7 protein-coding genes are annotated in these 7,601 nt (G+C 33.6%); all 7 read right to left on the reverse strand.

Going from position 1 to position 7,601, the window contains the following annotated elements:
* Nucleotides 1–269: 269 nt before the first annotated feature.
* Complete coding sequence (locus tag H3T54_RS08280) at nucleotides 270–473, reverse strand: heavy-metal-associated domain-containing protein (protein WP_198197801.1); 204 nt, start codon at nucleotides 471–473, stop codon at nucleotides 270–272.
* 318 nt (nucleotides 474–791) lie between these two features.
* A complete protein-coding gene (locus H3T54_RS08285; protein ID WP_198221988.1) occupies nucleotides 792–1,043 on the reverse strand; it encodes a hypothetical protein in 252 nt (83 codons plus the stop codon).
* Nucleotides 1,044–1,791: 748 nt separating this feature from the next.
* Nucleotides 1,792–2,049, reverse strand: a complete 258-nt coding sequence (locus tag H3T54_RS08290; protein WP_198199105.1) for a hypothetical protein — start codon at nucleotides 2,047–2,049, stop codon at nucleotides 1,792–1,794.
* 747 nt (nucleotides 2,050–2,796) lie between these two features.
* Nucleotides 2,797–3,339 (reverse strand): hypothetical protein, encoded by a 543-nt coding sequence (locus H3T54_RS08295; RefSeq protein ID WP_086356688.1) that lies wholly within the window; start codon nucleotides 3,337–3,339, stop codon nucleotides 2,797–2,799.
* Nucleotides 3,340–3,353: 14 nt separating this feature from the next.
* Nucleotides 3,354–5,180 (reverse strand): VENN motif pre-toxin domain-containing protein, encoded by a 1,827-nt coding sequence (locus H3T54_RS08300; protein ID WP_198221990.1) that lies wholly within the window; start codon nucleotides 5,178–5,180, stop codon nucleotides 3,354–3,356.
* A 528-nt stretch (nucleotides 5,181–5,708) separates the two neighbouring features.
* A complete protein-coding gene (locus tag H3T54_RS08305; protein ID WP_086362887.1) occupies nucleotides 5,709–6,179 on the reverse strand; it encodes a hypothetical protein in 471 nt (156 codons plus the stop codon).
* Nucleotides 6,180–6,199: 20 nt separating this feature from the next.
* Nucleotides 6,200–7,601: VENN motif pre-toxin domain-containing protein (locus tag H3T54_RS08310; protein WP_198221992.1), on the reverse strand; the 1,402-nt coding region annotated here is incomplete at its 5' end.

Here is a 7,601-nt window from a genome sequence, read left to right on the forward strand (position 1 = left end):
ATTTTGAGGAGCTACTTAAGACTAAAATGTTTGGTAAAAGTTTTTTTATAAGCTATAAATAGCAACCTGAATTCACTTGTTATAGATACGAAAAGCGAGCAAATATTTTTTAGGTGAAGGATATATTAAATTGACACATAGATATACTTCATCAACAATCCAAGTCGATGAAGTATACAAAAACTGTTAATAGATGATTTGATAAAAATACTCTCTAAACTTTAGGCTGATAATCATAATCGTCTAAAATTTAATAACGCTAAATACTATTAATAAGCAATACCGACAAACTCAAATCCCGCTTCATTAATTGCCGCAATTGCCGCTTCTTGCGAGATAGTACCTCCGTCAATATCAACTTCATGCTTAGCTAAATCAACAGTAACTTTTGCTTTAGGATCAATATCATTAATTGCTTTAGTAATGGTTTTAACACAATGTTGGCAACTCATATTATCAACTATTAATTTCATCATTAACCCCTTTTGTTATTTAATCATTTATCGGTAAACTATCAATGCCAACAAAAAGCAAAATCAGATTATTCTTTAAATAAAACAAATTTGCTAGCTATTGCCATTAATTAAATAAAATTTAATCCTTATATTACGCCAAAACAAACGAAAACCAAGCCTACTAAAAAAATAAATTAACCTAATTTTAATAGTCTTACCAAGATTAAGTTAAACATATCATCCAGTTATACAGCTAATTATTATGATTGGAATAAAAGTTATGGTATTAATTACTCGTTATAATAAAAAAATCCCAGTTGTTAAACTGGGATAATATTATTTGCCAAAAATTTTAATTCCGTAATGGAAGCATTCATAACACCAAACACCTAATGCTAAAGGAAACCAAATACAAGCTGCTTTACCAGCTAAACATATATCATGAATACCAAATTCAAAAGCTATATCATATTTAATCAACAATAGTAATGAGATGAGCAAGCGCATTATAATAATTAATAAAAATCCCATGAAAGGTAAAAAGATTAAATAATTTAATAATACTAAATATTTCTTATTTTTTTTCATGATTATTTTCTCAATATTATCTTGTACACTATCTCCAACAAAAGTAGAAATAATGCTTTCGAGTGTAGCGCTATACTATGAGGCTAGTTTTATTCAGCTATATTTCTTTTTCCAGTTCCTAACTGTGAATCTCTTTTGTTACCAACTAATTATGCTGGTAAAAGATCTTTTTATTGAATTGTAATGAATGTACATATCCACCCACTACCTAACAGTGCAAATTACTGTGACAGAAATTATCTTTTACCGTGAGTAAAACTCCTTACTCCACATATAAACATAACCATCTGATATTCCTTCTCCTGTAGCTACGCTTTTAACATTTTGATTAACTCTTATTAGGTTAAATATCTATTGCCTTTTTAATCCAAATTATAACTAGAAACAGGTTTATCACCATAACCTACTGATATTTCTATATTCATCATAGTTCCTAATATCTTTATAGCTATTTTTCACTCTCATTTTTACTGCGAGCAATAGTTGTAGCAATATCATCTATATCGCAAACTATAGTTACACTAGATCTACTACTATTTTCACTTTTATATGCCTCTGGTTCTTATGTTTACATAAATAATAGTTTCAGTTTTGTTGATGCTAATTTTTGCTCTGTTGCTACTACGTCAGTATTGATATCTCCGTAGCTAATCAATCGGTCATGCATTTTAGTCATCAATAAATTGAAACCTTATGCATCTAAACAACAGTGCTCGGCTTGACGAGACTGTTTATTGATAAGAATAAACTAAGGTAATTTATCTCGCTCTAATAATTGCATCTGATTAATACTCAAATAGAAAAAAACCGATGAGAAATGAATATCTCTAGTTTCATAAGTAGTAGGTAATAGATGAATGTCAGGCGATGAAAGTATTGATGAATATTGAAGAGCTTTATCACGATTTCTTGGATGGATAAGTTGTTGCGTTGTTGGTGGTTCAGCTAACGCAACAAACGAGGGTATGATAATGGCCCCCCAAGCAAATAAATATTTTTTTATCATTAAATTCATCATATTGACTACGCGACAACATCACATAAAAAAAGATATGAAACCATGTTAACAACAAAATACAGGAAGATCCATGAATAAATTTGATATATATCAATTTATAATATCTTTTAATGTTTTATTTATATTACTTATTTGATTATCTTTTCCTTTTTATAAAAATCAGTAATAAATAAGATTAGGATTGTTTAATAACAACTCATTAGCAGATCTAAACTCTGCACAACGACCTAATCTATTCCCACATTAAATCTTAATACCTAATCCCCCTAATTTCAGCATAGGCTTGTAATTAAGGGGCTATCTTAGCAGGAACAACCCCATTTGATACAGTAACTTTAATGGATCAACTGCTCCAATTGCTGTAGCTGGTTTAAGTCAGTTTCACTGTTGTATTTGCTTGAATGGAATTACTTCCTACTACTTTTGTTTCGGATCCAATAGCGCTTGAGCTAAAACTTATCTCCTTCCGTTAATTCAGATTTAGTTTATTGAGGTTTATTTGTAAAAATAATTGAGGAGTGTATACCGTCATATTGATATTTGAATATCCGTGAGCTATTAATAAAGCAATAATAAGTCGCTGAAGATAATTTTAGACATCAGGATTTGGACATACTAGACTAAACGAACTAAATAAAACAACATTAATGTGAAATTAAAATCAGTAATAATATCTATCCCCCCCTTTCCTTAAAATTTTTAGGTAAAGGGGATTAGAGGTAAGTTAAAAAGTAACTAAGTTGTGGTTTTAGGAATTTTACCTGTCCACCAAATTGGTTTTTCATCAGGTTGTAAATTATCGAAAACAGATAAAGGGATCAGCTTGTAGGTAATTAAATCCGGTATTGTAGTATATGCTACCATTACCGGCTGATATTTATAATCGGGATCTGATTTAAACCATTCATAATTTCTTATAGCACATTCAATACACTCATAAAATGCTTCAAAATATTCACCAAAAATTTCAAATAAAGTTGATTTAGTTCTATCTAAATCACTTTTAACTTGACCTGATAATATTTTACTCCAATCAAATGCTTCTCTATCCAACTGTTTAAACTCTTTTTCTACCAATTTCATTAATGCTACGGCGGCATCTAACTCTTCTAATTTTAAATAACGACGATATAAGCGGTCAGTAATTATTGACCAATTTTGGTCAGGATATTTAGGTAAAACATAATATGAAATGCAGTCAAAAAATAGCTGCATATCACTATCTGTACCTAATTCATATACTGACCCACCGCCTCTGAAACCAATTTTTATTAACATAATTTACTCACCTCCTATTTTGTTTTAAATTCAATTTGTTCAGGCTTAATTATTCCATTTGATTTATTTTTTATACCCTGTTTTATTTTAAATTCCTGTAAGGCAGTCATTTCCTGACCGCGAATATCTATTACAACTAATTGTTGTACTCCTGATGGTAGATGTTTTTTTCTCTCAATGGCTTGTTTGGAAACATTATCAATCAAACCATTAATATTATTTTGTATATCATAATTTTTTACTTCTATTGAACAAGTAGTCCCGTTACAAAAATCTGGTCTTACACTCCCGTCTGTTCCCCATTTTACCTTTTGACCATTCAGATAGCTTTCCTGAGCATTAAAATCAGGCGTTAACGTTTTACCAACATCCCTTTCTGAATCCACTGGAGTTGGACGACCATTAGTCGTTGTTCCGGTATTTCCTGGTGATGGGACATTTATTTTCTCATTTTTTTCAAAAATATAATATGAGCCATTGTTTTTATAAATTGGATTTCCCGCAGCATCAACTTGACCTGTATTTGTATAAACGCCACCTCTAGGTCCAACTATATTATCGCCTTGTTTGATATAGCCTGTTTTCTCCGTAGTTACAGATTTAGCAATATTATTTCCTTTTTCTGCATGTGGATCTACTTTTAATTTATTGCCAACACTATCAAGCTCACTCTTTATTGCATCTAACTCTTTTGCCGTTAATTTATTACCAGAAGAAAGACTTGAAGAAGCTAAATCGCTTAATTTTTTCGCTGAGAATAAACCGGTTATAGTATTAAATAACAAATCACCATCAGATTCCGAGATATTTAGTGCTTTCGCCAGCCCTTTTCCTGTTAGTGTTGTATAGTTTTTACCATTAATAATAATAGCTCCACCCGTCACAAGATTATCAGAGGAAGACCAAATTAATAAGGTACTTGGAACACAACCCATAACCGTTGCACATCCTGGTGATAAAGCAACGGCTAAACCGCCTTCGCCAAATGCACCTAAAACTTGTACGACACCTCCTAATCGGGTTGTCACACTGTATTTATTATTAATATAGGCTACTGAATCTACAAACTCATCCCCACTTGTATACTCAAACAGCTTTTCAACTGTTTCATAAGTCATCGGATAAACACCATTTACGTTAGGGAGAACATTGGTTTTGATGTACTCTTGTGAGGCAAGTGTTTGTCTATAAGCTTGCAGCTCATCACTGTTTCCTAACTCTTCTAGCTTTTGGTATGCTACTTTCATCGGATCATCGTCAGCAAATTCAGCTGAACAATGGACTAACGCACAAGCTGCAGCATGATAAAGTAATTTTTCTAGTTCATTGTCTTTAGCAAGTTCATTGATTCGCCTTTGTTCTACAACCGTACTCAAACGGTTATTCTCAACCGCATTTTTACTGCTACTAATAGCCGCGCTAGCATCACCAAAATTACCTCCTGTAGTGGCAGCAGCAAGACCCGTCGCTAATTGAGATAAAGCACTAACGGTTTGCTTTTCCTCTTCGCTTAACTCACTTATTTTTTTATCACCGTAAAGTATACCAATAATTGCTTTATTTGCTAGTTCACCAGCTACCGCTCCAGCACCACCGGCTAACCCCGAATTACCTTGCAGTTCAGCTACTACCGCGCCAAGTATTGCATGAGAGATTAAGTTACCGGCAAGGTTATCAGTGACCCATTCACCATCCTTGTCTAGGTGCCCAGTGTGCAGTTTTATCTGCTCAGCTAACCATGGTGCACTGGCGCCAGCAAGGCCACCAGCAATATCGCCAGTGATAATGCCGGTAATAATTGCTACGGCTGAGTCAACGCCTTTACTAAAGTCATTGCCCATTTTACCATCTTTTGAGTCTTTACCGGCATCTTTATGAATGGTGCGCTCAAGCTCTTTAACCTGTGACGCTAACTCTTGTAAGCTAGTGACAATGTTTTGTTTGGTCTGTTCATTCTCTTTATTAAAGATTGGTTTGAGTTTGCTATGGGCATTTTCGGTATCATGACTGAGTTCATTAATATCTTGTGTTTGCTTATCTGGGTCACGAATGATTAATTCACCGTCACTGATTGCCGCGTACGTAATATTCGAAGCTTCATCATTATGGTCGTAAATGGTTGGTTGGCCACTGGTCGGTGAAAAACTGTCATTACTAGTAACAGCTCTAATTGGTGATTATATTTTTTAGATTATGGTTATTTTGGGATGGTTTATTGAAGTGTATTTGTAAAGATAAATAGAAAGATGTCAATTTGATAGCGCATCTTTCCATATGAACATTTTAAGTTTTTCAATTCAAGTTGATAAAACTGCTTTATATTTTATAACAAGCTAAATTATCAAGTTCTGAAAAACTTAATTATAATTTTATTCACAGATGATTTCATAAAGTGTATCTGGTGGGGCTTGATATTTTGCAAAATCAGCATGAATAACGTCTCGCATTTCAGCGAACTTTATTTTTTTTATGGTTTCTATTTGATCGCATTCATTTATAGAAACTACCATTTTTGATGCATGGGTAATTTTAATCATGTCAATCAATGTATTAATGAGTATATCTAAGCGTTCCTTAGGATCCGGAGGAAAACCAATATCTATATTTGGTGCATATTCATCATAACTGGTTAAATAAGTAGAATTAGGATAACCGGGAACATCGCCGATTAAAAAAGTAAATATATTATCATTGGGAATTAAATAGTCAGGATAATTAATTAACCAATCTTTAGAGATTTTTTCTATTCCCAATTGACTATTTTTTATATAGTCAGATAAGTTACTTAATTTATTCTCATTTAATATTGGTTCTATATAACCACAAACAAAGCTAGACATATTAACTCTCCTTTTTAGTATTATTTATCTAAAATCCAATCACCTATAGGTTTACCATCTTTATCAATTCTTCTATAAAACCTTTTACCTTTATATATGTTACCATTATAATTATAATATGTTTGTTTATGTTCATGAGGTACAACCCGTCCATCTGAACCTATTCCCATTTGTCCGTGAGGAGTAAGTTGACCATAATCTTCTCTTGAGAACCAATTACCTTTTTCATCATAATAAGTAATACTTCTAGAACCATCTGCCCTTGATACCTCATAAATGGAATTTGGTGTTGATGTTTTAGGTGCTTTACCTGATGATACAATTATATGGTCAGTAACAGGTTTATTGGTTGCTGGATTAATAATTGGAGTTGACGACTTATTTTTTGTTTGCCTGCTAGCATTTACCTCTCGTTCTTTATTAACATGCTCTCTAAAGTTAGACGATTCTCGAGCTTTTACACTTGCATCAACATTGGCCTCGACATTATCTTTAACCTTATTTGTAGCGGAAGCTCCCGATGTCGGTTTCACTGTTTTATTTGCTGGAATGGCATTACTTCCTACTACTTTGGTTTCACCTTGTGCAACTATATCAGTTGTTTTCGGAATATTTTTATCATTTTGTCTAGGTAAAACTCTACTTCCTAAAGAACTATAGATAGCAGCTGTAATACCGTCAGCAGCTACTTTTGCTAAATGTGCTTCTAACCAACCACAATTAGAGCAATTATCAATGATATCTGAATACCATAATGCTGAGTTTTTATATGCATTTCCTACTAAACTATCTTGTATATATAACTCTCTATAGTAAGTATCTATTAAAGATATCTTATAACGCATCTCAGCTACACAAACTTGATCCCCTGCTTCCCAACAAGATTTTAATTTGCTAATATTTGCAGCCGATTCAACGGCCATTTCCCGTCTTATAGATTGTTCACATTTTGGATCATAATCACAAGCTTTTAATCTTTGAGCATACTCTTGAGGACGCTTATCTGTTAAAAAGTTATTCTCAACCGCATTTTTACTACTACTGATTGCTGTGCTAGCATCGCTAATATTACCACCGCCGGCAGCTACGGCAAGACCAGTAGCTAGCTGAGATAGTGCGCTGATGGTTTCTTTTTCCTCTTCGGTTAAATCTTTGACTTCTTTGCCATACAGTTGTTTGCGGATGATATCTGCCACAACTTCACCGGCCACTGCACCGGCTCCGCCGGCAAGTCCTGAATTACCTTGTAGTTCCGCAACCACTGCGCCGAGTATGGAATGCGCAATTAACCTTGCAGCTTCATTATCGCCTGTATGCAGTTTTATCTGCTCAGCTAACCATGGTGCACTGGCGCCAGCAAGGCCACCAGCAATATCGCCAGTGATAATGCCGGTAATAATCGATACGGCTGAGTCAACGCCT

It is taken from the genome of Gilliamella sp. B14384G10 (genome assembly GCF_016101685.1).
Lineage (GTDB): Bacteria > Pseudomonadota > Gammaproteobacteria > Enterobacterales > Orbaceae > Gilliamella > Gilliamella apis_A.

What these genes read in the sequence shown, in the direction of transcription:
- H3T54_RS08280 (WP_198197801.1), bottom strand. Translation starts at nt 473, where the DNA reads ATGAAATTAATAGTTGATAATATGAGTTGCCAACATTGTGTTAAAACC.
- H3T54_RS08285 (WP_198221988.1), bottom strand. Translation starts at nt 1,043, where the DNA reads ATGAAAAAAAATAAGAAATATTTAGTATTATTAAATTATTTAATCTTT.
- H3T54_RS08290 (WP_198199105.1), bottom strand. Translation starts at nt 2,049, where the DNA reads ATGATAAAAAAATATTTATTTGCTTGGGGGGCCATTATCATACCCTCG.
- H3T54_RS08295 (WP_086356688.1), bottom strand. Translation starts at nt 3,339, where the DNA reads ATGTTAATAAAAATTGGTTTCAGAGGCGGTGGGTCAGTATATGAATTA.
- H3T54_RS08300 (WP_198221990.1), bottom strand. Translation starts at nt 5,180, where the DNA reads ATGGGCAATGACTTTAGTAAAGGCGTTGACTCAGCCGTAGCAATTATT.
- H3T54_RS08305 (WP_086362887.1), bottom strand. Translation starts at nt 6,179, where the DNA reads ATGTCTAGCTTTGTTTGTGGTTATATAGAACCAATATTAAATGAGAAT.